We start from the raw sequence: 25150 nt of genomic DNA, 5'->3' as shown, positions 1-25150 counted from the left end.
GTGCTACGCAAGATCCTGGTGCTGCTTGAGTGCGGCGTGCTACTGGCTGCGCTGCTCGTCGTAGGGGCCGCCTGGCAGCAGCAGAGAGCGCTGGAGCAGCCTCTGCATCTGACTGAGGAAATGCTCCTGGAGGTGCCGTCCGGCGCCACGCCGAGCGGCCTGCTCAATCGCCTGGAGGCGGAGGGCGTGATCGACAACGCGTTCTGGCTGCGCCTTTACTGGCGCTTCAACCTGCGCGCTCCGGCCATGCACAGCGGCGAATACCGCCTGCTGCCGCAGCAAACTGCGCGAGACATGCTCGGCCTGTGGCAACGCGGTGAGGTGGTGCAGTACAGCCTGACCCTGGTCGAGGGCTGGAACTTCCGCCAGGTCCGCGCGGCTCTGGGCCGTGAGGAGCGCCTGGAACAGCGTCTGGCCGATCTCACCGATGCCCAGTTGATGGAACGCCTGGGGCTGGCCGGGCAGAACCCGGAAGGGCGTTTCTTTCCCGATACCTATCGCTACGTAAGCGGCATGAGTGACGAGGACCTGCTCAAGCAGGCCAATGCTCGTCTTGAGAGCGTATTGGCCGAGGAGTGGCACAAGCGTGCCGAAGGTTTGCCTTATCGTGAGCCTTACGATGCGCTGATCATGGCCTCGATGATCGAGAAGGAAACCGGTGTACCCGAAGAGCGTGGCGAGATCGCTGGCGTGTTTGTCCGTCGTCTGCGTATCGGCATGCGCCTGCAGACCGACCCCACTGTCATCTACGGTATGGGCGAACGCTACAACGGCCGCATCACACGCGCCGACCTGCGTACGCCAACGCCTTACAACACCTACACCATCGACGGCATGCCGCCGACGCCGATCGCCATGGTCGGCCGTGAGGCGATTCACGCGGCGCTCAATCCGCTCGATGGCACCACCCTGTATTTTGTCGCGCGAGGCGACGGTAGCCATGTGTTCTCCAACACCCTGGCCGAGCACAACCGCGCGGTGCGCGAATACCAGCTCAAACGTCGCGCCGACTACCGCTCCAGCCCCGCGCCACGCGCGGCGGCCGAAACCGAATAAGGGCAATCCGTGACCGGTCTGTTTATTACCCTGGAAGGCCCGGAAGGCGCCGGCAAAAGCACCAATCGCGAGTATCTGGCAGAGCGCCTGCGCGAGCAGGGCATCGATGTGCTGCTGACCCGCGAGCCCGGCGGTACGCCGCTGGCCGAGCGTATCCGTGAATTGCTGCTCGATCCGAGCGAGGAGCCGATGGCTGCCGATGCCGAGTTGCTGCTGGTATTCGCTGCCCGTGCCCAGCACCTGCAGCAGGTCATTCGTCCGGCTCTGGCCAGGGGCAGCGTCGTGCTGTGCGACCGTTTCACCGATGCCACCTACGCCTACCAGGGCGGTGGTCGCGGTCTTTCCATCGAGCGCATCGCGCAGCTGGAGCAGTTCGTTCAGGGCGAGTTGCGCCCGGATCTGACCTTGATCTTCGATCTGCCCATCGAGATCGGCCTGGCTCGCGCAGCGGCTCGTGGTCGTCTGGATCGTTTTGAGCAGGAAGGCCGTGGCTTCTTCGAGGCCGTGCGCCAGGCCTATCTGCAGCGCGCCGAGCAGGCGCCGCAACGCTATCGCGTGCTGGACGCCGGGCAGACCCTGGCCCAGGTGCAGGCCGATATCGATGCCTTGCTGCCGAGCCTGCTGGAGGCTTGCCGTGGCTGATGTCTATCCCTGGCAACAATCGCTCTGGCAGCAACTGGCCGGGCGCAGCCAGCACGCCCATGCCTATCTGTTGCATGGCCCGGCCGGTATCGGCAAGCGTGCGCTGGCCGAGCGCCTGATGGCGCGGCTGCTGTGCCAGAGGCCGAATGGGTTGGACGCTTGTGGCAACTGCAAATCCTGTCACCTGTTGGCTGCTGGTACTCATCCGGACAACTACGTGCTGGAGCCCGAAGAAGCGGACAAGCCGATCAAGGTCGATCAGGTGCGTGAGCTGGTCGACTTCGTGGTTCAGACCGCTCAGCTCGGTGGGCGCAAGGTGGTGCTGCTGGAGCCGGCCGAGGCAATGAACCTCAATGCCGCCAACGCGCTGCTCAAGAGCCTGGAAGAGCCATCCGGCAATACCGTGCTGCTGCTCATCAGTCACCAGCCCAGTCGTCTGCTGCCAACCATCAAGAGCCGCTGCGTACAGCAGGGCTGTCCATTGCCGAGCGAGGCGATGAGCCTGGCCTGGCTGGCCCAGGCACTGCCGGAGCTGGGTGACGATGAGCGCACTGATTTGCTGACCCTGGCAGCGGGTTCGCCACTGGAGGCTGCGCGCTTGCAGGCACAGGGCGTGCGCGAGCAGCGTGCCCTGGCCGTGGAAGGTGTGAAGAAGCTGCTCAAGCAGCAGGTCTCCCCGAGCCAACTGGCGGAAAGCTGGAATTCACTGCCGCTGAATCTGCTGTTCGACTGGTTCTGCGACTGGGCGCAACTGATGTTGCGCTACCAACTGACCAAGGACGAGCAAGGCCTGGGCCAGGCCGATATGCGCAAGGTGGTGCAGTACCTGGCGGACAAGAGCGCGCAGGCCAAGGTGTTGGCAATTCAGGAATGGCTGCTCGCGCAAAGGCAGAAGGTGATGGGCAAGGCCAATCTCAATCGTGTGCTGCTATTGGAAGCCCTGCTGGTACAGTGGGCCGCCTTGCCAGGGCTGGATCGCGGCTGACCAGCGCGAGAGCCGGATTCGGCAGGGCGTCACATTCTGCTGGTTGCCTGCCACCCGGTTGTTTGCGCATGGGCATGAACAAGCCCTAGAATCAGCCATTAAGCAATAAACGCCAGGAATGCGCTGATGAGCCTGCCACCCAATCTGGGTCCCCGTAACGGAATCTTGTCCCTGACCATCAAGGACAAGTCCGTGCTCTACGCGGCCTACATGCCTTTCATCAAGAATGGCGGTCTCTTCATACCTACCAACAAGAGCTACAAGCTCGGTGACGAAGTGTTCATGCTGCTCAACCTGATGGACGAGCCGGAGAAGATTCCGGTGGCCGGCAAGGTGGTGTGGATCACCCCTAAAGGCGCTCAGGGCAACCGTGCCGCCGGTGTCGGCGTGCAATTCAACGACGGCGATAACACCGCCCGCAACAAGATCGAAACCTACCTCGCTGGCGCGCTGAAGTCCGACCGTCCGACTCACACCATGTAACCCGCTGGCCGCGAGTTTACTGTCTTCGCGGCCGAAGCATCTCCCCCAGAGCGTCCAGGCGTCTGCCACTTTCGATTACAATTCGGGCTTTCCATTTGCCCGAGTTCTCCCGCTGTGCTGATCGACTCCCATTGCCACCTTGATCGTCTCGACCTCGCTGCCCATGGCGGTTCGCTGGATGCTGCTCTTGATGCAGCGCGCGCAGCCGGCGTCGGGCATTTCCTGTGTATTGGCGTCAGCGCTGACAACGCCGCCACGGTCAAGAGCCTGGCCGAGCGTTATGACGATGTCGATTGCTCGGTTGGCGTGCATCCACTGGATCTGGAACCAGGCGCAGAACCTGCACTGGACTGGCTGCTCGGTGAGCTGGCGCATCCGAAGGTGGTGGCCATCGGTGAAACCGGCCTGGATTATCACTACGAGCCGGAATCCGCGGCGCTGCAGCAGGCCTCCTTCCGTCTGCATCTGGAGGCGGCGCGCGTCACTGGCAAGCCGGTAATCGTGCATACCCGCGAGGCTCGCGCCGACACCCTGGCGCTGTTGCGCGAAGCGGCGCTGCCGCAGGCCGGCGTGCTGCACTGCTTTACCGAAGACTGGGAGATGGCCAAGGCCGCGCTGGACATCGGTTTCTATATTTCCCTGTCCGGTATCGTCACCTTCCGCAATGCCGAGGCGTTGCGCGATGTGGCGCGCCAGGTGCCGGTCGACCGCCTGCTGGTGGAAACCGACTCACCTTACCTGGCGCCCGTGCCGCATCGTGGCAAGCCCAATCTGCCGCAATACGTGCGTGAAGTGGCCGAGTACCTGGCGGTGCTGCGTGGCGTCAGCTACGAGACCTTGGCCGAGCAGACCTCGAGCAACTTCAAGCGTCTGTTTCCGTTGGCTGGCGTGGCCTGAAACCATGATGATGTAGCCTGGATGCAATCCGAGGCTGTCGGTGGATATTCCCCGGATTGCATCCGGGCTACGGTCCGCGCTTCTGAGCCCGTAGGGTGCGCCGCGCGCACCAAGCGATGTAAGACATTGAATCGATGGTGGGTTACGCCGCACCCAGATCCGGTGAAACCAGTAACCGTGACAGGCGGCTAACTATGGCGTAGCCCGGATGCAATCCGGGGCCGTCGGTAGATACCTCCCGGATTGCATCCGGGCCACGCTTCGCGTTTCTGGCATCAGGCCAGGCAAAAAAAACCCGGATTCTGGGGGATGAATCCGGGTTAAGACCATTAGGAGTAAATCAAGGTACGCGGTCCACGGTACCTTGGCTGGCGGGGCACTTGGGGGGAGATGCCGCACACCAGTAAATTCCAGTATTGGTCATGATCAGCGAGCGTCCAGGCCAAAGCCTGAGTTTTTTAAACGGATTTGGAATACCGCGGCCGCTGCTGAGTCCTCACCCTTTTGCCAGCTGGGTTAGCAGACCCAGAGTCTCCTCGATCACCTGCTCGCTGGTGTAGAAATGCGGCGACAGGCGTACTCCAGGCCCGCGCTGCACGCAGATTACCTGGTCCTCGCGCAGGCGTTGGTACAGCGCTGGGTTGTCCCAGCCTGCCAGGCTGAAGTTGAGGATGCCGGCGCGGCGCGCCGGGGTGAGCGGGCTATGGATCACTGCGCCGGGTAGTGCGCGAATACCCTCATCCAGGCGCTGCACACGATCTTCCAGGAATGTACCGACCCGCTCCATGCCCACCTCTTCGAGCAACGACAAACTCGCCTCCAGGGCGAAGGCACCGAGCATGTTCGGGCTGCCGCATTCGAAGCGCCGTGCACTGCGGGCCGGTTGCCAATCCTGGCGAGTGTAATCGCCGGCATGCTCCAGCATGTGCCAGCCGTACTCATGCAGCCTCAGTTGATCGCGCACTGCGCTGCGGCAATAGAACACCCCAAGGCCTTCCGGGCCGAGCATCCACTTGTGGCCGTCGGCCATGGCGAAGTCGCAGTCGTAGGCCTGGACATCGAAGGGCAGGGCGCCCAGTTGCTGGATGGCGTCGATGCAGAACAGCACACCATGCTGGCGGCAGCCCTGGCCGAGGCGCGGCAGATCCAGGCGCAGGCCGCTGGCGAACTGCACGGCGCTGACCGACAACAGGCGTGTTCGCGGGGTGAAGGCAGCGAGCAGTGACGCCTCTGGATCGTTGCCCTGCAGGCTCACTTCGATCACTTCCACGCCCTGGGCAGCCAGTGCCAGCCAGACGATACGGTTGGAGGGGAATTCCTCGTCACTGATGATCACCTGGTCGCCGGCTCGCCAGTCCAGGCCGAAGGCCACGAAGGACAGTGCCTCGGACGTGTTCTTGACCAGTGCGATATCACCGGTGCTTGGTGCGTTCATCAGGCGCACAAGACGTTCGCGCAGGCTACGCTCCAGCTTCAGCCAGTCGGGATAGTCACGCGCACCGCTGGCCACGTTCGCTTCCGAGAACCGCCGCACCGCTTCAGCACTGCGTTTTGGCCAGGGGGCGACTGCCGCATGATTCAGATAGCGCAGTCCATTTTCCAGGGGGAACTCATCATGAAACACGTACATGGTCGGATGATCCGTGCAATTTGGCCGCATTTGGGCATAATAGGCGGCTTCGATTTTTGACCCCGTAGTCCCTTTATGCAGAAAGAACCCCGTAAGGTCCGCGAATTCCGTCGCCGCGAGCAAGAAATTCTCGATACCGCGCTGAAACTCTTCCTCGAACAAGGAGAAGACAGCGTGACCGTCGAGATGATCGCTGATGCGGTCGGTATCGGCAAAGGCACTATCTACAAGCACTTCAAGTCCAAGGCGGAGATCTACCTGCGCCTGATGCTCGACTACGAGCGCGATCTCAACGAGCTGCTGCATTCGGCCGACGTGGATCGTGACAAGGAAGCGCTGTCGCGTGCGTACTTCGAATTCCGCATGCGCGATCCGCAGCGCTATCGCCTGTTCGACCGCCTGGAAGAGAAGGTGGTCAAGGGCAATCAGGTGCCGGAAATGGTCGAGCAGCTGCACAAGATCCGGGCTTCCAACTTCGAGCGTCTGACCCAACTGATCAAGGGGCGCATCGCCGAGGGCAAGCTGGAAGACGTGCCGCCGTACTTCCACTACTGCGCCGCCTGGGCCCTGGTGCATGGCGCCGTGGCACTGTACCACTCGCCGTTCTGGAGCAATGTGCTCGAGGATCAGGAAGGCTTCTTCCAGTTCCTCATGGACATCGGCGTGCGCATGGGCAACAAGCGCAAGCGCGACGCCTGATGCCTGGCATGTCGGCCACGGGACTGTGCCGTGGCCGACATAGCGATATACTCCGGTTCTTAACGAATTGGAGCTTTCAATGATCGTCGACCGCCAGGGCAGACGCTTTCGCAACCTTCGCGTCAGTCTGACCGCCGCCTGCAACTACGCCTGCACCTACTGTGTGCCGAACGGCAAGCGTCTGGTCGCCGCTCAGGACGAACTCTCCGCTGACGCCATGGCACGTGGCGTGGCTTATCTGATCGAAGCAGCCGGCATCGAGCGCCTGCGTATCACCGGTGGTGAGCCGCTGGTCAGCACGCGCCTGGAGCCTTTCCTGCGTCAGGTCAGCCAGCTCGGTCTCGACGACATCAGCCTGACCACCAACGGCCAGTTGCTCGAGCGCAAGTTGCCGCTGCTGGTCGAGTGCGGCATCCGTCGCCTGAATGTTTCCCTCGATACCCTCGACGCCGACGCCTTCCGCAGCATCGCCCGTGGTGGCGACCTGGCCAGCGTGCTGGCCGGGATGGAAGCGGCGCGCGAAGCTGGGATGAAGATCAAGGTCAACATGGTGCCGCTGCGTGGGCAGAACCTCGACCAGGTGCTGCCACTGCTGGAGTACTGCCTGGAGCGTGGTTTCGAGCTGCGCTTCATCGAACTGATGCGCATGGGTCACCTGGCGCGTGATCCCAATGCCTTCAACCAGCAATTCATTGGTCTGCCCGAGTTGCTGGAGCTGATCGGCAGTCGTCACCAGTACGTTCAGGCCAGCGCGCCGGTGGACGCTACCGCGATGCGCTACGCCATTCCCGGCGCTGGCCATTTCGGCGTGATCGCCAACGAAAGCGTGCCGTTCTGCCGTACCTGCTCGCGCCTGCGCCTGTCGTCTACCGGTTGGTTGCACGGCTGCCTGTCGTCGAGCAATCGCCACTTCGTTGGCGACCTGCTGGACAAACCTCGTCACCAGGCCTTGCCGGCGCTGCAGCGGCTGTTGGTCAAGGCGCTGGGTGACAAGCAGGATCTGGCCTTCTCCGGCGGTGTCACCGTGATGAAGATCATCGGCGGCTGATGCCGGGTTGGCTGTTCCGGAACGGCTTAGCTACGCAATCCTTTCTCGGCGATTGCCGGCTGCTCTCTGAAAAAGAAAGCGCCGTGGTGTTCTTCATCAGGCTTTCGGTCCAGCGCAAAAGAAAGCCGCCCGAAGGCGGCTGCGAGCGTCAGGCGCATCGTTTTTCCGGACGCCCGACGCTTGTCTCATGAATTACTTCTTCACTGCCTGCAGGTAATCCTTGAGGGTCTGCTCATCAGCTGATTTGACCGTCATGCCCTCCGGGCCGCTGCCGATGTCGGTGAACTGCTTGGCAGGCTCGCCAGTGGCCTTGAAGTCCTTCAGTTCCTGAGAGTTCTCGCGAAATACCCACAGACGGCCGTCCTCGATTTCGGTGACGAAGCCAGGTCGGTCGTACTGGCTGGCCAGCGCAGTGCCGGCGAAGAGGCTGGAGAGCATCAGGGCGGTCAGGGCGATCTTTTTCATCGTTGTGCATCCTAGGGTGTTTTGGGTAGGCACACCCTAGCGCAGGCTATGTGACTTACTTATTACATTATCCGCATATACGTGTAGCCAGATGTAAAATTCCCTGGTTATCGGTGCAAGCCGCGCTCGTACCAGTTGCGACTCTTGTTGACCATGCGTACTAGCCAGAGCATCACCGGCACCTCGATCAGTACGCCGACCACGGTGGCCAGCGCCGCGCCGGAGTCGAAGCCATAGAGCACGATGGCTACCGCCACGGCCAGCTCGAAGAAATTGGACGCGCCGATCATGGTCGAGGGACCGGCCACGTCATGGCGTACCTTGAGTGAGCGGTTGAGCCAGTAGCCGAGCGCGGCGATAAACAGTGTCTGCAGCAGGATTGGCATGGCCAGAATGCCGATCACCAGCGGCTGTTCGACGATGGCCTGGCCCTGAAAGGAGAACAGCAATACCAGGGTGGCCAGCAGGGCGAGGATCGAGAAAGGGGAGATTTTTTCCAGCGCGGCTTCGAGGGCGGGTTTGCCGCGCCTGAGCAGTTGGGCGCGCACGGCCTGGGCGATAGCCAGGGGGATGACGATGTACATCACCACAGACAGCAGCAGGGTGTCCCAGGGTACCGGGATCGACGATACACCGAGCAGCAGGGCGACGATGGGTGCGAAGGCGAACACCATCACCAGATCGTTGAGCGCCACCTGGCTGATGGTGAAATTGGCGTTGCCGTTACACAGGTTGCTCCAGACGAAGACCATCGCCGTACAAGGCGCGGCGCCGAGCAGGATCAGCCCGGCCATGTAGCTGTCGAGCTGGTCGGCCGGCAGCCAGTCGGCGAACAGGATCTTGATGAACAGCCAGCCAATCAGAGCCATGGAGAAGGGTTTGACCACCCAGTTGATGAACAGGGTGACGCCGATGCTGGCTTTCTGTCCGCGCACTTCATGCAGCGAGCCGAAATCGATCTTCATCAGCATGGGGATGATCATCACCCAGATCAGCAGACCGACCGGGATGTTCACCTGGGCAATCTCCATGGCGCCCACCGTCTGGGCGGCCTGCGGAGCGACCAGGCCGAGTGCCGTACCGGCCGCAATACAGAGGAACACCCACAGGGTCAGGTAACGCTCGAAGAACCCCAGGGGCGCGCCCGCGGATTGCTTCAGGGCGGTGTCGCATGCATTTGTCATCTTTGATTCCTGTCCTCGTCAGGGTGAATGGCTCAAACATATTCGCTTTACTGAATATTCGCAAAATAATATATTCGCTCGTGTGCATCCTTGATGGAAATCAACATGAGCCAGAAAAAGCGTGTCCTGTTCCTCTGCGTGGCCAATTCGTCGCGCTCGCAGATGGCCGAAGCGCTGCTGCGCCACACCGACTCAGAACACTTCGAGGCTTTCAGTGCGGGCAGCGCACCCACCGAGATAGACCCGCGTACCCGCGATGTGCTCGAGCATCTGGGTGTCTCGACCGCAGGGCTGTTCAGCAAGTCCGTGGAGCAGGTAGCGGGCGAGCCGTTCGACTATGTGATCACCCTGTGTGACAAGTCTGCGCTGGAGTGCCTGGCGCTGCCTGGTACGGGCGAATACATCGCCTGGAATTTCGAGGACCCGGCGACCAGCTCGCAGAAGGACGCCTATCGCAAGACCCTGCACGAGATCCACGAACGGATAAAGATGTTCGTCTTGATCAAGAGCAAGCCTGCCAGTGTTGCCAGCGATGGCATGACGCCCACCGAACTGTTCAAGTGCCTGGCCGACGAGACGCGAGCGCGTATCGCCATGCTCGTCACCCTGGAGCAGGAGCTGTGCGTCTGTGAACTGACCTCGGCGCTGGAAGAGGCCCAGCCGAAGATTTCCCGGCACCTGGCGCTACTGCGCAGCTGCGGCTTGCTTGAGGATCGCCGCAATGGCCAATGGGTTTACTACCGCCTGCATCCGCAGTTGCCCGAGTGGGTCAGGGATGTGCTCAAGCGCACCCTGGACAGCAATGCCGAGTGGCTGCGCCCGGATGTGCAGCGCCTGTGGCAGATGCGTGACCGCCCTGGCCGCAAGCCAGCCTGTGACTGAGCGGCGAGCCTCGTGAAGACCCTGTTTTGACCCATTTCTGGAGCGATACCGTGCAAGACGATCTGCCCAATGCCGACATGCAACTGCTCGATCTGCTGACTGTGGACAAGCTCACCGTCGAATCGGCCTCGACCCACGCGCCGCGTATCCTGCTGCTGTACGGTTCCACTCGCGAGAAGTCGTTCAGCCGCCTGATGACCGAGGAAGCCGCGCGCCTGTTGCAGCACTTCGGCGCCGAGACGCGCATCTTCGACCCGCGCGGCCTGCCGCTGCCGGACGATGCGCCGGAAAGCCATCCCAAGGTGCAGGAGCTGCGCGAGCTGATGCAGTGGTCGGAAGGCCAGGTGTGGTGCTCCCCCGAGCGCCACGGTGCGATGAGCGCCGTGTTCAAGGCGCAGATCGATTGGGTGCCGCTGGCCATGGGCGCGGTCCGTCCGACCCAGGGCAAGACCCTGGCGGTGATGCAGGTCTGCGGTGGCTCGCAATCGTTCAACGTGGTCAATCAACTGCGCGTGTTGGGGCGCTGGATGCGTATGTTCACCATCCCCAACCAGTCCTCGGTGCCCAAGGCCTTCATGGAGTTCGACGCTGAGGGCCGGATGAAGCCGTCCTCGTTCTACGACCGCCTGGTGGACGTGATGGAGGAACTGGTCAAGTTCACCCTGCTGCTGCGCGATCGCTCCGACTACCTGGTCGATCGCTATTCCGAGCGCAAGGAGTCGGCCGAAGAGCTGTCCAAACGCGTCAATCAGCGTGCCATCTGAGCGAAGGAGCAGCCCGCCATGACTCATCCCTACAATATCTTGCGCGTGCCCGGCCTGGCCGGCGCGCTGATCTTCACACCGTGCCCAGGTACCCGTGAAACCATGCTCGCAGCAGCGCTGTTGGCGCTGAAGCAGGCTGGGGCAGCGGGCGTGATCACGCTGATGCCCCACAGCGAGCTTGCCGCCAACGGCGCCGAGCAGATCGCCCAGCAGTGCCATTCATTGGATCTGGCCTGGTATCACCTGCCAGTGGCTGACGAGCAGGTGCCACTGGAGGACTTCGGCGAAGGCTGGCGGATGTCCCGCCAGGCGATCATCGAGCACCTGCGTGGCGGCCGCTCGCTGGCCATCCACTGCAAGGGCGGCTCCGGGCGCACCGGCCTGATCGCCGCCCGCATCCTCATCGAAGCGGGCATTGCGCGCGATGAGGCCATCGCCCTGGTGCAGGCACTGCGGCCCAAGGCCATCCAGCATCCCGCGCACGTCAACTGGATCAACCAGTTCGACGCGACCCACTGACAGAGGCATCGACATGAGCATCAAAGTAGGCATCAACGGTTTTGGCCGCATCGGCCGTCTGACCCTGCGCGCTGCCTGGAACTGGCCCGAACTGGAGTTCGTGCAGATCAACGACCCGGCAGGTGACGCCGCCACCCACGCGCACCTGCTCAACTTCGACTCGGTGCATGGCCGCTGGCAGCATGAGGCGGGCAGCGATGGCGATTGCGTGGTGATCGATGGCAAGCGCATCAAGGTGACCGCCAACAAGGCCATCGCCGACACCGACTGGAGTGGCTGCGACCTGGTGCTCGAGGCCAGCGGCAAGATGAAGACGGTCGCCGTGCTGCAGGGTTATCTGGACCAGGGCGTGGGGCGCGTGGTGGTCTGCGCGCCGGTCAAGGAGCAGGGCGCGCTGAACGTGGTGATGGGCGTCAACCAGCATTTGTTCGACCCTGCGCAGCACCGCATCGTCACCGCGGCATCCTGCACCACCAATTGTCTGGCACCGGTGGTCAAGGTGATCCACGAGGCGCTGGGCATTCGTCACGGCTCGATCACCACCATTCACGACCTGACCAACACCCAGAGCATCCTCGACCAGCCGCACAAGGATCTGCGCCGCGCCCGCGCCTCGGGTATGAGCCTGATTCCGACCACCACCGGTTCTGCCACGGCGATTGCCGAGATCTTCCCCGAGCTGCGTGGCAAGTTGAACGGCCATGCCGTGCGGGTGCCGCTGGCCAACGCCTCGCTGACCGACTGCGTGTTCGAGGTCGCGCGCGCCACCACGGCAGAGGAGGTCAACGCGCTGCTCAAGGCGGCTGCTGATGGCCCGCTGAAGAACATCCTGGGTTACGAGGAGCGCCCGCTGGTGTCCATCGACTACCGCACCGATCCGCGCTCGTCCATCGTCGATGCGCTGTCGACCATGGTGGTGGCCGGCACTCAGGTGAAGATCTACGCCTGGTACGACAACGAATGGGGCTATGCCAACCGCGCGGTGGAGCTGGCCAGGCTGGTCGGGGCAGTCAATTGATCCGTAGGGTGGATGACGCTTTATCCATCCACCAGATAACCAAGGTGGATGAAAAAGGCGTCATCCACCCTACAGTCTGCTGTCGCGGCTAAAGCCCCTCCCACGGGTTACACAGGATTTGTTATGCATGCCTTATCCCGCCTGGCCCCCGAAGTGCGCCAGTACCTGCTGGTCACCGGCAACTACTGGGCCTTTACCCTCACCGACGGCGCGTTGCGCATGCTGGTGGTACTGCATTTTCACAGCCTGGGCTACACGCCGCTGCAGATTGCTGCGCTGTTTCTGTTCTACGAAATCTTCGGTGTAGTCACCAACCTGGTGGGCGGCTACCTGGGCGCGCGCCTGGGGCTCAACCGCACCATGAACATCGGCCTCGGCCTGCAGTTGCTGGCGCTGTTGATGCTCACCGTGCCGGCCGCCTGGTTGACCGTGCCCTGGGTCATGGGCGCCCAGGCGCTGTCCGGTATCGCCAAGGATCTGAACAAGATGAGCGCCAAGAGCTCGATCAAGCTCCTGGTGCCGGACAGCCAGCAGGGCACGCTGTACAAGTGGGTGGCGATCCTCACCGGCTCGAAGAACGCGCTCAAGGGCGTCGGCTTTTTCCTGGGTGGCGCGCTACTCGCCGTGCTCGGTTTCACCGGCGCGGTGCTGGCCATGGCCGCCGCGCTGGCGCTGATCTGGCTGGCCAGCCTGGTGATGCTGAAGAAAGATCTGGGCAAGGCCAAGGCCAAGCCGAAATTCCGCGACATGCTGTCCAAGAGTCGGGCGATCAACATTCTCTCGGCTGCCCGGTTGTTCCTGTTCGGTGCGCGCGATGTCTGGTTCGTGGTGGCGCTGCCGGTGTACCTGAGCACGGTGTTCGGCTGGGACTTCTGGCTGGTCGGCGGTTTTCTCGCCACTTGGGTGATTGGCTACGGCATCGTGCAGTCATTGGCTCCACGCATTACTGGCAAGCAAAGCGGGCAAGTGCCGGACGGCCGCGCGGCTTTCGTTTGGGCTGTGCTGTTGGCCGGTCTGCCAGGGCTGATCGCCTTGGGGCTGGGCACTGGCTGGTCGGCGCAGGTGGTCTTGCTCGGTGGGTTGATGCTGTTCGGCGTGTTGTTCGCGGTGAATTCCTCGTTGCACAGCTACCTGATCGTCAGCTACGCCAAGGAAGACGGCGTATCGCTGGACGTGGGCTTCTACTACATGTCCAACGCACTGGGGCGGCTGATCGGCACCTTGCTCTCGGGCTGGGTCTTCCAGGCTTATGGGCTGGAAGCCTGCCTGTGGGTGTCCAGCGCGTTCGTACTGGCTGCCGCGCTGATTTCCATCGCCTTGCCCAGACACCACGATGCCGCACGGCAGGCCTGACCAGCCGTTCGCAGGGGAGGCTTTCAGGCCTGCGCTTTAGGTGCGGCAAGATGGGCTTGAATAAGGCTGGCGCAGAATCTGCATCCATGCACTATCCGCCGGTTTTCCGTCACCGGCACGAGGAGGATCGATTCATGCGTAACCTGCTTCTACTGGTGGCGCTGCTGGGCCTGACCGGGTGTATGAAGGTCAGCGATCTGGCCAGCGGCGCCGAGTACCACCTGCGCGATGCCGGGTTTCTCGATCACGGCCGCACCGAGCGCATGGCCTCGCGGCGCCTGCAGCAGGACTCCTTCATCTACATCGCCCAGGGCCACTTCGTGCCGCCGGGCCACGGTTACCCGCGCCCCAACGTGGTGGCCGAAGAAGCCTTCAAGGGCTTCGTCGAATACTTCCCGCTGGTGCGCCGCGCACGTCAGCCGGCAGGCCTGGATGAAGCCATGGCCGAGGCGCGCAGCGCTGGCGCGCATTATCTGCTGTATGCCCGCTTCGCCTACAGCGACGACCGTATCGGCACCGAGGAAGAGTGGGAGGATCAGGAAGCGCTTGATCGTCTCGGCACTGACCGGGCATCGATCCAGCTGATGCTGATCGAAACCAATACCCGCTTTCTGGTGGACACTGCGCGGATTCGCAGCCGTGGCGGATTCCTGACGTTCTACGACGCCCAGCCGCAGGACCTGATCGGCCCGCCGCTGCATGACTATGCGCGCAGCCTGCTTGGCGTAGCGCGCTGAGTCGGGTTTACGAAAAACACTCAGGCGCTCATGAGAGCACCCAGGAAACTGAGACAGCGTCGAGAGATCTTCCCCCTGGGTGCTTACGCTGTGGGAAACGCAGGTATCATGCTCAAGTTTAATGTCAGGGAAGACTCATACGCGCCAAGGAAGGGTTGACTGCTGCTACCTTAGTTTTCCCCTTGGCCCAAATTCCCGCCTGACCGGTTTACGGTCAATGAGTCGTACCTGGCATTCGGTTTGTGTTCCTTATCCACACCGAGATTGATGCCATGTCGCGACTGTTCATTGCCCTGTCCCTCAGCCTGTGTCTCACGCAGGCTGCTTATGCTGCCGATCTTGAAGCACTGTTCAATGAGCAGCGTTACAGCGAGTTTCTGCCAAAGGCCGAAAGCGCAGCGGCGAAAGGCGATACGCTAGCCTTGTTCTTGCTTGGCAAGGCTTATCACCTTGGGCAGGGCGTGGACGAGAGCGAAGCGCTCGCCAGAAGCTATTACGAGAAGGCTCGCGCAGGCGGTTCGGCTCGAGCCAGCCACAATCTTGGCTCTATGCTGATGAGTGAAAAACGGCCCAACGATGCGATTCCCTTGTTTGAGGAGGCCTTGCAGCGCGGCCTGCTGATGCCGACGCTGATCAACCTTGGCCGGGCCTACAGTCCTTCCGATCTCGACTATCAGATCCAACTGCATGGTGGGATTGTCAGAGCGGAGCAGTCGGGTGACTACTTTGCCCAGGCTTATGAACAGGAACCAGACATCGCGTGGCTGACGGAGGCCTCGCGCAATTATCTGCAGGCTTATCTGGCGCTGCGTAACAACTACTTCAGCACCTCGACAGAAGACGACCGCACCCGGCTGCGAGCCAAGGCAGTGGAGTGGCTGGACAAAGGCAAGGCTCGCGATAACGAGCAGTCATGGACCAACTACGGAGTGATGTTGCTGGAAGAGGGGGATTTCAACGGTGCCCGTCAGGCTTTGCAACAAGGCGCTGATCGCAAGGTCGCTGCAGCTCACTATCATCTGGCACGTATGGCCGCCAACGGCTCGGGGCTGCCTGCTGTTGACCGGCAGGCAGCGGCGTATCACTACGAGCAAGCGGCCTTGTTGGGCCTGAAGGCGGCCGCCCGGCCAGCCATCGATCATCTAGTGGAGTTGCTTCGCACCGAGACTGACCTGGCCACTCTCGAGGATGGCGTCAGCCGGTTGGCCTTGTTACAGGGCCCCGAGGGTGATGGCTACCGGACTCGCTCACTAACTTCCCGCCTGGAGTGGGGGCGCTTTCTGCAGCGTCAGCGCGAGCAGGCCAAGGCCTTGCCAGAAAAACCTTTGTACCTACAAGCCTGTGGCCTGGATCTGAACCAGCTATATGGCAGTACTTACAATCTTGGCATCAATACGTCTTGGCGATTGCAGGTTCACCGCTCGCTGGAGCGGCCTGAGTACCTTTCCATCGAAGGACGTGTCGACAAAAACGGTTGCGCCACATTCTCTGAACCTTTGCCGAAACCTATTCGAGCAAGTCTGAATGAGGGTGCTGTGCTGGCACTTGCTTTCCCGAACTTCACTTTGCCGTTGGCCATCAAGGAAACCGATGAAAGCCTGCAACTGGACATGCAGGCCATAGAGTTGCCGATTCCCCAGTGACCGGCGTGCAGGGCAGTGACCACGATTGACTGATTTTCGTGCGTTGGTCTTGGGTCAGCCCGTCGGCTATGGGCGCCGTGACGCAATCCTGGGACGGGGCTGCTGCACATGGATCACCTGTCAGCTGGTGTATCCTCGTTCGTCTGACCCGGCGTGCCGGGTAACGGACGAGGAGAGAGCATGAGCGATCCAGGCAAAGCCGGCGACCTGCTGGCGCAGATCCCCAAGGGCGAAGGCAAGGGCCTGCCCCCCGTGCACCTGTGGAACCCCGATTTCTGTGGCGATATCGATATGCGTATCGCCCGCGATGGCACCTGGTATTACCAAGGCACGCCCATCGGCCGAAAACCCATGGTGCGACTGTTTTCCACCATCATTCGCCGTGACGGTGACGACTATTTTCTGATCACCCCGGTGGAGAAGGTCGGTATCCAGGTCGAGGACGCCCCCTTCGTTGCCGTGACCCTGCAGGTGGAAGGTGAGGGCGAGGCGCAGGTGCTGCACTTCACCACCAATGTCGAGGACGAAGTCGTGGCTGGCCTCGAGCACCCGATCCGTGTGGAGATCGATCCTGCGACACTCGAACCCTCGCCCTACATTCTGGTGCGGCGTAACCTCGAAGCGCTGATTCACCGCAACGTGTTCTATCAAATGGTGGAACTGGCAGTGGAGCGCGAGGTCGACGGAGAACCCTGGTTGGGTGTGTGGAGTGCAGGGGCGTTCTATCCCATTGGGCCTTCTCCGGCCTGAAGGGGCGATGCGCAAGTGGCGCTGGTGCGCGCGGCGCACCCTACGGTAGTGACAGGAGACGCAAATGGATGAGCATCGCATCGAAACCGAACGCCTGACGCTGCGCCCGCCGCAGCCGCAGGATGCCGACGAGATACAGCGCCTGGCCGGTGATTTTCGCATCGCCGATGTCACCCGCAGCATTCCCCATCCCTATCCGCCCGCGCTGGCGCAGCAGTGGATCGAACGCTGCGCGCAGGATTGGGCCAGCGGTGCGGCGGCCAACTTCATCATCACCGAGTCCGGCAGCGGCAAGCTGGTCGGCAGCATGGCACTCATGGATATTGGCCGGGGCGAGGCCGAGGTGGGCTACTGGATCGGCGTGCCCTATTGGAGCCGTGGCTACGCCAGCGAAGCCTGCAATGCCCTGGTGGACTTTGCCTTCCAGCAACTGCGCCTGCGTCGCCTGCACGCCAGCCATCTGGCGCGCAATCCGCAATCCGGCCGTGTGCTGTTCAAGGCCGGGTTCCGCCATCTGGGCCTGGGCCACAGCCAGTGTGGTTGCCAGGGCAAGCTGGAACCGGTCGAACTCTACGAGCGGGTTTCCGGCGAGTGATCCGCGCTCTGTTCATCTGCAGTCGCAACCGTTTGCGCAGCCCGACAGCCGAGCGGGTATTCGCGCAGTGGCCAGGTGTCGAGACCGACTCAGCCGGGCTCGCCCCTGACGCCGAGGTTCGTGTTTCGGCAGAACAGCTCGACTGGGCAACGCTGATTTTCGTGATGGAGAAAAATCAGCGCAGCAAGCTGACGCGCCAGTACCGGCAAGTCCTGGCGGGCAAGCGAGTGATCTGTCTGGATATTCCCGATGACTACGCCTATATGCAGCCGGAGTTGGTCAGCCTGTTGCAGCGCAAGGTGCCTGCTCTGCTGCGTTGAAACGCTCCGGCTCAACGCACCCGATCACGACTCTGTACCGCCAGGTCCAACGCCTTCTGCATATCCAGCCGCGCCGAGCGGCCCACGTCTTTGTCGCTCATCTTGTAGTTGCGCTCCGATGGCAGGATCGGCGCGGTCAGGTCTTCGGCGTCCATCGGTTCGAAGTCGTAATCGCCGCCGATGGTCATGGCGCTGCGGCGTAGCAGCATGCGCACCTGTTCCGGTTCTAGGCGCGGATTGATCGACAGCATGGCGGCGACCACGCCGGTGACCAGTGGCGTGGCGTAGGAGGTGCCGCAATGCACGTCGCCGGTGGCATCGCTCTCGCGTGTCGAGGCGCGAGCACAGGCAGCGGCGGTGATGTCGACGCGCATGTCGACGTTCGACGAGTCGCGCTTGACGACGTAGCCCGGGTCGTCGATCTCGGCGTCTTTTTCCGTGCTGCGCTGATGCCCGCCGACCACCAGCAGTTGCTCGGTGATGAAGGAGGAGGGCAGGCGGTACTCGTCTCTGCCGGAGTAGGACGAACCGTTGCCGGCGGAGTTGATCACCAACACGTCCGGGTGCTCCTCGCGCAACCAGAGAAAGAACTCCTCCAGCAGCTCTTCGTAGCCGCTCATGGCGATGCCGGAGCGCACCAGCGAATCGATCTCGTCGCCTTCGACATTGCGTGTGCCGACGCGGTGGATGCCCCAGCTCCAGTTGAGTACGCGTACGCCATCTTCCACCAGGTTCACCGAGGCAGCGATGTTGGCGGTGATGCCGGCGTCCGAGTTGCGCTCGACGATGACTTCGAAACCCTGGCTGGCCTTGTCCAGCCCGCGCAGGAAACCGGTGTTGCCGCCCTTGTCCCAGTGCGCGGCGAGGATGCCGGCCACGGTGCTGCCATGGTTGTCCGGCTCGTCGGCGTCCCTCGCATAGACGCAGGTACGCGGCTTGCTGTCGGGGCAGGCGCCGAGGTAATCGGCGAAGTCGGGCGCATCGAAATCGACATTGCGTTCGATCACGCCGACGCGGATCGGCTCGACTTCAATGGGTGTATCGCCCGCCGGGATACGCCGCTGGTAATAGTTCACCGCATCCATGAAGCGGTTCGCCGCCCACTCCTCGGAGTTCTTTTCCGGTTTGTGTATCGGCTGACGCGCGGCTTCGCGCTCCTCGCCGCGCTCCGGCGCGCTTTCTTCCACCACCACTGCATCGACGCTGGTTTCGTTGCCGATGCGCAGTACCAGCGCGTCACGCTCGGTCAGGTTGTTCACCGGCAGGCGCAATTGGTAGACGTTCAGCGGGGCAATGGCGCCGACTACCTTGGCGTCGTATTTCTTCGCCAGCCGCCTGGCCTCGTCGAGGCCGTCGTGGCTTTCCTCGATCAGCAGGCTGACCAGATCGACATAGGTGGTCAGGCCATCCATGTTCTTCGCTACTTCATCCGGGCCAGCCGCGAGCACGTGGCTGCGATGCAGCGACAGCCACACCGGATTGCTGGTGCGCGCGCCGTCCTCCAGCCACAGCGGCGCGCTGCGCTGTTCGTCGCTGTTCAGCTGCAGGCGCAGGCCATCGCCACTGCGTTTGACCGCCGAGGCGGGCAGGGTGTCGTCGCCGAGCCGCAATGTGGGCAGCGTAGCGCCCAGGCCGCGCACCTGCAGGCACCAGTCCTGCCGCTCGTTGGCGAGTAGATCGCCGCAGCGTTGCAGGCTCTGGATGCGCAACGGCTCCTGTGCGTCGGCAAGGGGGCTGAGCAGGACCACGACGAAGGCGGAAAGGAGGGCGCGGTTGGGCAGCATGGGGCGGGGGTTCCGTGACGATTGTCCTGCTTTTCCGACTGCCGTTGCCGTGCTTCGTTCAGCCTGGGGCGACCACGGGGGGTGTGATGACGGCGTAGATTGGGCACATCGCTAGCGCTAAAAAGTTATAGTATTACGTTTAATTGAAAGCCCATTCGAAGCACTCCATGTCCTCCAGTCGCCTGCTCTCGATCGACGCCTTGCGCGGTTTGGTCATCCTCTTCATGTTGCTTGATCACGTTCGCGAAACCTTCTACCTGCATCAGCAGGTCGGCGATCCGATGGACGTGACCGCCACCGACCCTGCGCTGTTCTTCAGCCGCACCCTGGCGCATCTGTGCGCGCCGGTATTCATCCTGCTCACTGGGCTTTCGGCATTTCTCTATGGCGAGAAGCAGATGAGCCGCGCGGCAACCAGCGCCTTCCTGTTCAAGCGAGGGTTGTTTCTCGTGGTGTTGGAATTCACCCTGGTCAACTTTGCCTGGACCTTCCAGTTTCCACCCACGGTCATCTATCTGCAGGTGATCTGGGCCATCGGCCTGAGCATGCTGGCGCTCGCCGTGCTGCTGTGGCTGCCGCGTGCGTGGCTGGCGGCGCTGGGCCTGATGCTGGTGGCGGGGCACAACCTGCTCGATGGGCTGCATTTCGGTCCGGGGTCGGCGATGCACATTCCCTGGGCAGTGCTGCATGACCGTGGCTGGATCGAATTTTCCGACACGCTGCGCCTGCGCACCTCCTATCCGGTGTTGCCGTGGATCGGGGTGATTGCCCTGGGGTATGTGATCGGCCCGTGGTTGCGCAGCTCGAGCGCGCCTGAGCAACGTCTGCAAGCACTGGGCAGGGCTGGTTTTGGTGCGCTCGCGCTGTTCGTGTTGCTGCGCCTGGTCAATGGCTATGGTGAGAAACCCTGGGCGGTCGGGGAGACCTGGGTGCAGACGGTAATGAGCTTGCTCAACATCACCAAGTACCCGCCGTCGTTGCTGTTCCTGGCGCTGACGCTGGGTGTCGGCCTGTTGCTGCTGGCGTACTTCGAGCGCCGCAACGATGGACGCATGGTGCGTATCCTGGCTGTGTTCGGTAGTGCACCGATGTTCTTCTATCTGCTTCATCTTTACGTGCTGAAGCTGCTCTATATCGCCGCCTTCGCCATCTGGGGCGCGAACCAGGGGCATTACTTCGGCTTTGATTCGATGGCCTGGGTCTGGGCCGCGACGCTGCTGCTGGCGGTGCTGTTGTTTGCACCCACGCAATGGTTTGCCCGACTCAAGGCGCGGCGTCGTGATATTCGCTGGTTGAAATACCTCTGAGAGCGGCTGTCGTAGGGGGTACCGTGCGCACCGGATGTTTTCGAGGTGCGGCGGTACGCATGGCGCCCCCTGCGGTCGGTGCGATGCCGTGCGTGGCAGGCGCCCGTGTGCGGGTGATGGCTGACTGACGCACTCGCCGGCAAGCCGGCTCCTACAGGCTTGGCTTCGGCCATCTCCAGCCGTAGGGGGCGCCGTGCGCACCGGATGTTTTCGAGGTGCGGCGGTGCGCATGGCGCCCCCTACGCTCGGTGCGATGCCGTGGGTGGCAGGCGCCCGCGTGCGGGCTCCTGCAGGCCAGGGTGCAGCGCTTCTTCAGCGTGGTTGCGGCTTACAGCTTCATGTTCACCGACAGATAGGCCGAGCGGCCCGGAGCGGGGGAGAACATCGGTTGTTCGTCGCCAGCGGCCCAGAAGAAGTTGTCGAACCATACGTACTCGTAATCGCGGTCGGTCAGGTTTTTCATCTGCAGGTCGAGGCTGGTGGTGGCCGATACCTGATAGCGCACGTTGGCATCGAGCACCGCGAAGCCGCCGTACTTGCCCTGTTCGTTGAGCGTGTCGATGTAGTAATCGCCTTGCGCGCGAGCTTGCAGGCCGAAGCGCCAGGCGCCGTTTAATTGATAGTCGACGCCAGCGTTGCTGATATAGCGTGGCGTTGAAATCACCTCGGTGCCTGCCAGCGAGCGACCGCCGTCGGTAAAGGCGCTGACCACCTTGGCCTCCTGGATGGCGTGCGAGCCCCACACTGTCCACTGTTCGTTCAACTGAGCGGTGAGCTGCATGTCGATACCGCGACGTCGGGTTTCACCCAGGCCGACCGTGGTGCCGGTCGCGGGCATGTTGGAAACCTCATCGGTGGCCTCCTGTTGCCACACGGCGATGCGCGCTTCCGAGCCGGCAAAGGGCTTGAACTTCACGCCCACTTCCTTGCCGGTGTTGATCGACGGTTTGTACGAGGCCTGGCCGGCGGTCATGTAAGCCGGTGCGGTGGAGCCGGTAAGGATCTGGAAGGTGCGCCCCCAGTTGGCGTAGACGTTGATGTCCGGGGTGATGCTGTACACCACGCTGAGCTTGGGCTGCTCGATCCAGCCGTAGTCCTGCAGTTCGGCCTTCTCGCCGTTCATCAGCTCGGTATTACCGGAGAACTTGTCGACGCGGTACGCCGGGATGATCTTCAACTGCTCGATGGGCTGGATGATCGCTTGGGCATAGGCGCCGGTGTTGTACAGCGTGTAGCTGTCGTCGTTTTGCGTGCGTGCTGGCGGTGCGTCGAAATCGGTGGGTATGCCGAAGTTGTAGCGGTAGCGGCGGTACTCGTTGTTCTGCTGTTCGTAGTTGATGCCACCGTCGAGGGTCAGCATCTCGTGCGCGCGCCAGGTCAGGTTGCTCAGCACGCCGGTCTGGCGTTCCTCCCACTGGCGGCGCTGGCGCGGAGCATTGCCGACCGGGTAGCGGGTGAAGGTCACGGTGCGGTCATCGTCGTAGCTGTTGTAGTACAGCTTGTTGCTCAGGCTCAGGTCGTCGCTGAGCTGGAAGTCGGCATGCGCGCTGAGGTGCTTCATGTCGCGGTCGTCGCTGTCGTTGGCGTTCTTCTCCGGCGATTGCGAGCGGCTCGCGGCCAGCTCCTGCGCGGTGAGAAAGCCCGGCTCCTCGGCCTGATGGTGATAGAGGCGGGCGATCACGCCGAGTTTCATGGTCTGCTCGTCATCGGTGACGAACCACTTGCCGCCCAGCGAGTATTTGTTGGAGTTGCTGTTGTCGCGGAAACCGTCGGAATCCTGCTTGGCCATGAAGTAGTTCTGCGCGAAGTTGCCTTCCTCGTGGCCGACGGCCAGTTGGAATTCGCGGGTGTTGAAGCTGCCGTAGGTCAGGCGGCCATCGGTGTAGTTGCCGCCCTGGCGGGTGACGAAATTGATGTTGCCACCAATGTTGTGCAGGCCGTAGCGCGGGTCGTTGGTGCCACGCACCACCTCGATGTAGTCGATGTCCAGCGGGAAGACCATGTCGATAAAGCGCTGGTTGCCGCTGTTGACGTTGCTCGGGATGCCGTCGATCAGCGTCTTGATGCCATTGATGTAACCCTCGCCGTTGAAGGCGCGGAAGGTCACTTTGCCGGACTCTGCGCCCATGCGCGTCTCGGTCAGCTGGATGCCGGGCATCTGGCCTACCAGCTCCCAGCTGTTCATCACGTTCTTATCCTCGATCTTGTCGCTGCCCATGATGTCGACCGACGTCAGGATGCTGTCGGTGCGCAGCGTGCCGCTGGCCTCGGGGGTGACGTAGACCGAGCCGAGCGAGACGGTGGAATTGCCGGACGAGGCGGCGTGAAGCGGAGGCGTGACCAGGGCGGTCAAGACGGCGAGGGAGGCCGAGGTGGCTTTCATGGGTATTCCTAGCGTTGCGTTTTCTAAGTGAGGGGAGGGGGGCGCGCTGGCCGGCGCCTCCCCAGGCGGCGGGTTGTCCGTTCGGCCGGGGGCGAATCGACGAATTACATAATAATCAGACGTTATATCATAACAATTTTAATGCGCTCGACCAGTTCTGAATCAAGCTGCGAGGGACGCAGAAGGCTCTGGCCAGAGCCTTCTGTGGCTGAACAATCGGCGCCAAGGCCGATGAGCAGTGGCCTGTCCTGCACGAACGATTAGACGCCAGCCCGCCAATGGCGTATCAATATCAAGCGCTTTCTGCGCTTTTCTCCAAGCAGAATCACTATGCAGCCCCTGTATTCAGTCAATGCGCCGAGCAGCGCCAATGATGAGCAACTCGACGGGGTCGTGCGCCTGGTTAGCCGGTATTTCGACTCGGTCGCCGTGCTGGTCTGCGGCGCTGGCTCTGCGCGCCATATCTGGGCCAGCCCTGGCCTGAGCGATGCGCGGCTGGCGAAGATCATCGGCATCGGCGAAACCACGCCCACCACGCTCGTCTGGCCATTGCAGGTGCAGGCAGGTACCCGGCTCGGCACGCTGTACCTGCAGTTCGACCGGCCACATACACTCGACGCCAAACAGCGCGAAGCCCTGCTGGATTTCGCCGCCCTGGCCCTCGATCTACTCGCACGCGAGGCCGACGAAGCCCGGCAGCGTCATGAGATCGCCGCCCTGCGCGATAGTGAACGACGCATGGCGCTGGCCATCGCCGGTAGTGGTACCGGCATCTGGGACCGCGACATCAGCAGCGGCGAGATTTACTACTCCAGCAGCTGGAAGGCGCTGCTCGGTTACGCCGACCACGAAATCGGCAATCGCATCGAGGAGAGCTACACCCGCGTACATCCCGGCGACCTCGACTACGTGCGCGAGACCATCCAGGCGCATCTGGATCAGCGTACCGATGCCTATGAAGTGGAGCACCGCCTGCGTTGCCGTGACGGTCAGTACAAATGGGTGTGCAGCCGCGGCAAGGTGGTCGAGCGCGACAAGCACGGCAAACCGCTGCGAATGATCGGCACCACCACCGACATCACCGCCATGCGCCGCCTGTCCGAGCAGGTACAGCAGACCGCCACCCTGATGACCGACCTGACCAATGAAATCCCCGGCATGGTCTTCCAGGTCCGCCGGCAGAGCGATGGCAAGTACGCCGTTACCTACGCCAGCGCCGGCGCGCAAGCCATCTGTGGCCTCAGCGCCATGCAACTGATGCAGGACGCTGAGGCGCTGACGGCCATCGTTCACCCGGATGATCGTGTGGCTTTCATCGATTCCTTCCAGCTATCGGCCGAGCAACTCACACCTTGGCATCTGGAGTTCCGCGTGCAGGTGCCGGGGCGTCAAGTCGCCTGGTGCCAGGGTGAAGCCTGTCCGCGTCGCGAAGAAGACGGCAGTGTTATCTGGCATGGCTTCATGACCGACGTGACCGAACGCAAGCAGATCGAGGCCGAGCTGCAGGCCTTCGCCACTACCGACTTCCTCACCCAGCTTGCCAACCGCAGGCACTTCATGTGTCAGCTCGAAGCAGAGCTGGCGCGCCTGCAACGCAGCCCTGAACAGAGTGCAGCGATCCTGATGTTCGACCTGGACTACTTCAAGACCATCAACGACCGCTGGGGCCACGATGTCGGCGATCAGGCCTTGCGCCATTTCGCGGGAATTCTAAGCAGCCAGCTGCGCAAGACCGACACTGCCGGGCGCCTGGGTGGCGAAGAGTTTGCCGTGGTGCTCAGCGATGCGAGTCTGGACAAGGCCATGCACTTCGCCACGCGCATCCAGAGCGAACTGGCCAGGGCGCCGATCCTGCATGCCGGGGAACCGATCTTCCTCGCTGTCAGTGTCGGCATCTCATCGCTCAGCGCCAGCGATGCCAGCGTCGAGGCTGCCCTGTCGCGCAGTGATATCGCCCTGTACTGCGCCAAGCGCGGCGGGCGTAATCGCATCGAGCATCATTGACG

General features: G+C 62.4%; 25 protein-coding genes. 19 read left to right on the top strand and 6 right to left on the bottom strand.

The window, feature by feature from the left end:
* The 5 genes from mltG to INS93_RS08860 all read left to right on the top strand — a co-directional run bounded on the left by mltG (nucleotide 1) and on the right by INS93_RS08860 (nucleotide 4063).
* The gene (mltG, locus tag INS93_RS08880) at nucleotides 1–1056 is read left to right on the top strand and encodes an endolytic transglycosylase MltG (RefSeq protein ID WP_192981102.1); all 1056 of its coding nucleotides are present in this window, start codon (nucleotides 1–3) and stop codon (nucleotides 1054–1056) included.
* A gap of 9 nt (nucleotides 1057–1065) precedes the next feature.
* A complete protein-coding gene (tmk, locus tag INS93_RS08875) occupies nucleotides 1066–1698 on the top strand; it encodes a dTMP kinase (protein WP_160020345.1) in 633 nt (210 codons plus the stop codon).
* On the top strand, nucleotides 1691–2683 hold the full coding sequence (locus INS93_RS08870) for a DNA polymerase III subunit delta' (protein WP_192981101.1): 993 nt from the start codon (nucleotides 1691–1693) through the stop codon (nucleotides 2681–2683). Before tmk ends, INS93_RS08870 begins: the two co-directional genes overlap by 8 nt.
* Nucleotides 2684–2809: 126 nt before the next feature.
* Entirely contained in the window at nucleotides 2810–3166 is a 357-nt protein-coding gene (locus INS93_RS08865; protein WP_003245164.1) for a PilZ domain-containing protein, read from the top strand.
* Between the two features lie 114 nt (nucleotides 3167–3280).
* The gene (locus INS93_RS08860) at nucleotides 3281–4063 is read left to right on the top strand and encodes a TatD family hydrolase (RefSeq protein ID WP_192981100.1); all 783 of its coding nucleotides are present in this window, start codon (nucleotides 3281–3283) and stop codon (nucleotides 4061–4063) included.
* Nucleotides 4064–4559: 496 nt separating this feature from the next.
* Here INS93_RS08860 and INS93_RS08855 read toward each other — a convergent pair whose 3' ends face one another.
* Nucleotides 4560–5693, bottom strand: a complete 1134-nt coding sequence (locus INS93_RS08855) for an aminotransferase class V-fold PLP-dependent enzyme (protein ID WP_192981098.1) — start codon at nucleotides 5691–5693, stop codon at nucleotides 4560–4562.
* Nucleotides 5694–5768: 75 nt separating this feature from the next.
* Here INS93_RS08855 and INS93_RS08850 point away from each other — a divergent pair, with 75 nt between their 5' ends.
* Together INS93_RS08850 and INS93_RS08845 are read left to right on the top strand one after the other, a co-directional pair.
* On the top strand, nucleotides 5769–6392 hold the full coding sequence (locus INS93_RS08850; RefSeq protein ID WP_003461933.1) for a TetR/AcrR family transcriptional regulator: 624 nt from the start codon (nucleotides 5769–5771) through the stop codon (nucleotides 6390–6392).
* 79 nt (nucleotides 6393–6471) lie between these two features.
* On the top strand, nucleotides 6472–7440 hold the full coding sequence (locus tag INS93_RS08845; RefSeq protein WP_192981097.1) for a GTP 3',8-cyclase MoaA: 969 nt from the start codon (nucleotides 6472–6474) through the stop codon (nucleotides 7438–7440).
* A gap of 26 nt (nucleotides 7441–7466) precedes the next feature.
* On the opposite strand, the gene INS93_RS24795 is transcribed toward INS93_RS08845, so the two are convergent.
* From INS93_RS24795 to arsB, 3 genes are all read right to left on the bottom strand, one after another.
* Nucleotides 7467–7598 (bottom strand): hypothetical protein, encoded by a 132-nt coding sequence (locus tag INS93_RS24795; protein ID WP_264294422.1) that lies wholly within the window; start codon nucleotides 7596–7598, stop codon nucleotides 7467–7469.
* 34 nt (nucleotides 7599–7632) lie between these two features.
* The gene (locus INS93_RS08840) at nucleotides 7633–7905 is read right to left on the bottom strand and encodes a hypothetical protein (protein ID WP_045734583.1); all 273 of its coding nucleotides are present in this window, start codon (nucleotides 7903–7905) and stop codon (nucleotides 7633–7635) included.
* 107 nt (nucleotides 7906–8012) lie between these two features.
* Nucleotides 8013–9089 (bottom strand): ACR3 family arsenite efflux transporter, encoded by a 1077-nt coding sequence (gene arsB, locus INS93_RS08835; RefSeq protein ID WP_192981096.1) that lies wholly within the window; start codon nucleotides 9087–9089, stop codon nucleotides 8013–8015.
* A gap of 105 nt (nucleotides 9090–9194) precedes the next feature.
* On the opposite strand from arsB, the gene INS93_RS08830 reads away from it, so the two are divergent.
* The 10 genes from INS93_RS08830 (at nucleotide 9195) to INS93_RS08785 (ending at nucleotide 17670) form a co-directional block, all read left to right on the top strand.
* Nucleotides 9195–9971: a metalloregulator ArsR/SmtB family transcription factor gene (locus INS93_RS08830; protein WP_160020339.1), complete on the top strand. Its 777-nt coding sequence runs from the start codon at nucleotides 9195–9197 to the stop codon at nucleotides 9969–9971.
* 50 nt (nucleotides 9972–10021) lie between these two features.
* Nucleotides 10022–10735, top strand: a complete 714-nt coding sequence (gene arsH / locus INS93_RS08825; protein WP_319017542.1) for an arsenical resistance protein ArsH — start codon at nucleotides 10022–10024, stop codon at nucleotides 10733–10735.
* Between the two features lie 18 nt (nucleotides 10736–10753).
* Complete coding sequence (locus INS93_RS08820; protein ID WP_192981095.1) at nucleotides 10754–11254, top strand: tyrosine-protein phosphatase; 501 nt, start codon at nucleotides 10754–10756, stop codon at nucleotides 11252–11254.
* A gap of 13 nt (nucleotides 11255–11267) precedes the next feature.
* Entirely contained in the window at nucleotides 11268–12272 is a 1005-nt protein-coding gene (locus INS93_RS08815; protein ID WP_192981094.1) for an ArsJ-associated glyceraldehyde-3-phosphate dehydrogenase, read from the top strand.
* Nucleotides 12273–12395: 123 nt separating this feature from the next.
* Complete coding sequence (arsJ, locus tag INS93_RS08810) at nucleotides 12396–13625, top strand: organoarsenical effux MFS transporter ArsJ (protein WP_192981093.1); 1230 nt, start codon at nucleotides 12396–12398, stop codon at nucleotides 13623–13625.
* Nucleotides 13626–13759: 134 nt separating this feature from the next.
* Nucleotides 13760–14362 carry a DUF4823 domain-containing protein gene (locus INS93_RS08805; RefSeq protein WP_192981092.1) on the top strand — a complete coding sequence of 201 codons (603 nt, stop codon included), beginning with the start codon at nucleotides 13760–13762 and terminating at the stop codon, nucleotides 14360–14362.
* 272 nt (nucleotides 14363–14634) lie between these two features.
* On the top strand, nucleotides 14635–16005 hold the full coding sequence (locus tag INS93_RS08800; protein ID WP_192981090.1) for a tetratricopeptide repeat protein: 1371 nt from the start codon (nucleotides 14635–14637) through the stop codon (nucleotides 16003–16005).
* Between the two features lie 180 nt (nucleotides 16006–16185).
* Nucleotides 16186–16755 carry a DUF1285 domain-containing protein gene (locus INS93_RS08795; RefSeq protein WP_192981088.1) on the top strand — a complete coding sequence of 190 codons (570 nt, stop codon included), beginning with the start codon at nucleotides 16186–16188 and terminating at the stop codon, nucleotides 16753–16755.
* A 64-nt stretch (nucleotides 16756–16819) separates the two neighbouring features.
* Nucleotides 16820–17350, top strand: coding sequence for a GNAT family N-acetyltransferase (locus INS93_RS08790; protein ID WP_160020331.1), 531 nt, complete (start codon nucleotides 16820–16822; stop codon nucleotides 17348–17350).
* On the top strand, nucleotides 17347–17670 hold the full coding sequence (locus INS93_RS08785) for a low molecular weight protein tyrosine phosphatase family protein (protein WP_192981080.1): 324 nt from the start codon (nucleotides 17347–17349) through the stop codon (nucleotides 17668–17670). Before INS93_RS08790 ends, INS93_RS08785 begins: the two co-directional genes overlap by 4 nt.
* Before the next feature lie 11 nt (nucleotides 17671–17681).
* Here the strand turns inward: INS93_RS08785 and INS93_RS08780 are convergent, their stop codons facing one another.
* On the bottom strand, nucleotides 17682–19454 hold the full coding sequence (locus tag INS93_RS08780) for a S8/S53 family peptidase (RefSeq protein ID WP_192981078.1): 1773 nt from the start codon (nucleotides 19452–19454) through the stop codon (nucleotides 17682–17684).
* Between the two features lie 167 nt (nucleotides 19455–19621).
* On the opposite strand from INS93_RS08780, the gene INS93_RS08775 reads away from it, so the two are divergent.
* Nucleotides 19622–20761: a DUF1624 domain-containing protein gene (locus INS93_RS08775; protein WP_192981076.1), complete on the top strand. Its 1140-nt coding sequence runs from the start codon at nucleotides 19622–19624 to the stop codon at nucleotides 20759–20761.
* A gap of 328 nt (nucleotides 20762–21089) precedes the next feature.
* Here INS93_RS08775 and INS93_RS08770 read toward each other — a convergent pair whose 3' ends face one another.
* Complete coding sequence (locus INS93_RS08770; RefSeq protein WP_192981075.1) at nucleotides 21090–23144, bottom strand: TonB-dependent receptor; 2055 nt, start codon at nucleotides 23142–23144, stop codon at nucleotides 21090–21092.
* Nucleotides 23145–23474: 330 nt separating this feature from the next.
* On the opposite strand from INS93_RS08770, the gene INS93_RS08765 reads away from it, so the two are divergent.
* Nucleotides 23475–25148, top strand: coding sequence for a sensor domain-containing diguanylate cyclase (locus INS93_RS08765; protein ID WP_192981074.1), 1674 nt, complete (start codon nucleotides 23475–23477; stop codon nucleotides 25146–25148).
* The last annotated feature ends 2 nt before the right edge of the window (nucleotides 25149–25150 follow it).

Origin of the sequence: Pseudomonas sp. EggHat1 (genome assembly GCF_014892995.1) — a bacterium.
Classification (GTDB): domain Bacteria; phylum Pseudomonadota; class Gammaproteobacteria; order Pseudomonadales; family Pseudomonadaceae; genus Aquipseudomonas; species Aquipseudomonas chaetocerotis.
This window is presented reverse-complemented; position numbering and strand designations above follow the sequence as displayed.

Bases quoted from the DNA above. Each gene is read 5' to 3' on its own strand.
- INS93_RS08865 (WP_003245164.1), top strand. From the start codon at position 2,810: ATGAGCCTGCCACCCAATCTGGGTCCCCGTAACGGAATCTTGTCCCTG.
- INS93_RS08855 (WP_192981098.1), bottom strand. From the start codon at position 5,693: ATGTACGTGTTTCATGATGAGTTCCCCCTGGAAAATGGACTGCGCTAT.
- INS93_RS08850 (WP_003461933.1), top strand. From the start codon at position 5,769: ATGCAGAAAGAACCCCGTAAGGTCCGCGAATTCCGTCGCCGCGAGCAA.
- INS93_RS08845 (WP_192981097.1), top strand. From the start codon at position 6,472: ATGATCGTCGACCGCCAGGGCAGACGCTTTCGCAACCTTCGCGTCAGT.
- INS93_RS24795 (WP_264294422.1), bottom strand. From the start codon at position 7,598: ATGCGCCTGACGCTCGCAGCCGCCTTCGGGCGGCTTTCTTTTGCGCTG.
- INS93_RS08840 (WP_045734583.1), bottom strand. From the start codon at position 7,905: ATGAAAAAGATCGCCCTGACCGCCCTGATGCTCTCCAGCCTCTTCGCC.
- arsB (WP_192981096.1), bottom strand. From the start codon at position 9,089: ATGACAAATGCATGCGACACCGCCCTGAAGCAATCCGCGGGCGCGCCC.
- INS93_RS08830 (WP_160020339.1), top strand. From the start codon at position 9,195: ATGAGCCAGAAAAAGCGTGTCCTGTTCCTCTGCGTGGCCAATTCGTCG.
- INS93_RS08820 (WP_192981095.1), top strand. From the start codon at position 10,754: ATGACTCATCCCTACAATATCTTGCGCGTGCCCGGCCTGGCCGGCGCG.
- INS93_RS08815 (WP_192981094.1), top strand. From the start codon at position 11,268: ATGAGCATCAAAGTAGGCATCAACGGTTTTGGCCGCATCGGCCGTCTG.
- arsJ (WP_192981093.1), top strand. From the start codon at position 12,396: ATGCATGCCTTATCCCGCCTGGCCCCCGAAGTGCGCCAGTACCTGCTG.
- INS93_RS08805 (WP_192981092.1), top strand. From the start codon at position 13,760: ATGCGTAACCTGCTTCTACTGGTGGCGCTGCTGGGCCTGACCGGGTGT.
- INS93_RS08800 (WP_192981090.1), top strand. From the start codon at position 14,635: ATGTCGCGACTGTTCATTGCCCTGTCCCTCAGCCTGTGTCTCACGCAG.
- INS93_RS08795 (WP_192981088.1), top strand. From the start codon at position 16,186: ATGAGCGATCCAGGCAAAGCCGGCGACCTGCTGGCGCAGATCCCCAAG.
- INS93_RS08790 (WP_160020331.1), top strand. From the start codon at position 16,820: ATGGATGAGCATCGCATCGAAACCGAACGCCTGACGCTGCGCCCGCCG.
- INS93_RS08780 (WP_192981078.1), bottom strand. From the start codon at position 19,454: ATGCTGCCCAACCGCGCCCTCCTTTCCGCCTTCGTCGTGGTCCTGCTC.
- INS93_RS08775 (WP_192981076.1), top strand. From the start codon at position 19,622: ATGTCCTCCAGTCGCCTGCTCTCGATCGACGCCTTGCGCGGTTTGGTC.
- INS93_RS08770 (WP_192981075.1), bottom strand. From the start codon at position 23,144: ATGAAAGCCACCTCGGCCTCCCTCGCCGTCTTGACCGCCCTGGTCACG.
- INS93_RS08765 (WP_192981074.1), top strand. From the start codon at position 23,475: ATGCAGCCCCTGTATTCAGTCAATGCGCCGAGCAGCGCCAATGATGAG.